This window comes from Marinagarivorans sp. (assembly GCF_982758155.1).
In genome coordinates this window covers 23,238-24,408 of the sequence record NZ_CEXWTU010000051.1, presented here as the reverse complement: position 1 = coordinate 24,408, position 1,171 = coordinate 23,238, and the positions used below count along the sequence as shown (strand labels likewise).

Genomic DNA, 1,171 nt, shown 5'->3' with positions numbered 1-1,171 from the left:
CAACCTGCTTCCCTGCAGGCCCTCTTCGCCTAATTGGATAAACTATTATTGCCTCATCCCTAAGGTTGTGGCTGATGATTGGAACGACAATAATCTGGGGAATATGCGAGAGCAATAAAAAACCACCGAAAGGTGGTTTTTTATTGCGCGTATTGAATGCCGATTCAAAGACTAAGCAACAATTCCGCTAATAGGCCCTGCACCATTGCCATACTGCGGGTAATCGGCAGCATCTAATGGGATGCCCAGTGCATCGGCTATGGTATCGAAAAGTGGATTCCAGAATTTGCCGCCCATATTAATCGCTTGACCACCTTTAACGAGGCCGCCAGCCAATACAACGGGCATGCGGGCATTGTCGTGTGCAGAGCCATTACCCATATCACTTGTTAGGTAAATTAGGGTGTTATCCAGCAATGTACGGCCGTCGGTATCGGGTGCGGATTCCAGCAGGTTCATCAGATACACCATTTGCTCAGAGAACCAAGCGCGACCTTGTGGGTTTTTCAGGTGATTGTTATAGCCGTGCTGGGCGTCGTGCCACGTAAAGCCGGTGGGCAAAACAACGTCGGCTCCAGAGTGACCAAAGCTAAAGGTTGCTACTCGCGTTAGGTCGCACTTAAACGCTAAGGCAATTAAATCCATACTTAATCGCGTTCGTAGCTCTGTTGCCGCGCCGGTTAACGCTTCGTTGGCAAGCAGCTCGGTATCGGTGATCGCGCCATCCCAAAAGGGCCGAGTGCAGGCGCTGCCACCACTGGCTGAGGCGGCGCGCTGAATACGCTCACTCATTGATTGGATTGAATCAGCGTGTAAGTCGAGGCGGTCGCGTTGAGTCGCATTAACGTCTTTTTTGAATTCATTGAGCATTTTTAGGTTTGCACCAAAAATGCCCTGGCGTCGAATGGTGGTCCAGTCGCGCTCGCCTTCACCAAGGGCCTCTGGGAACATACGATCGTAAACCTTCACCGGGTTTAAGTCGAAAGGAATACCATTGCCATTAATGCGCGACAAGCTACCTTGTGGGTAGGCTGCCAAATGCAATGATTTAAACGGTGTTTCGGCGCCAATTGTATTGGCCGCATAAATGTCGAGTGAGGTTTTTTTATCGTTGGCAATGCAGTAGTGATGCGGGCCATGGCCGCCTTGGCCGTCGAGGCCATCGATAAAA

General features: G+C 50.6%; 1 protein-coding gene. It reads right to left on the bottom strand.

Features of this window, described 5'->3' with window-relative positions:
• Window positions 1-171: 171 nt before the first annotated feature.
• Window positions 172-1,171, bottom strand: a 1,000-nt coding sequence (locus AC3A8L_RS08125) for a DUF1552 domain-containing protein (protein ID WP_487961736.1), incomplete at its 5' end; no start/stop codon positions are given.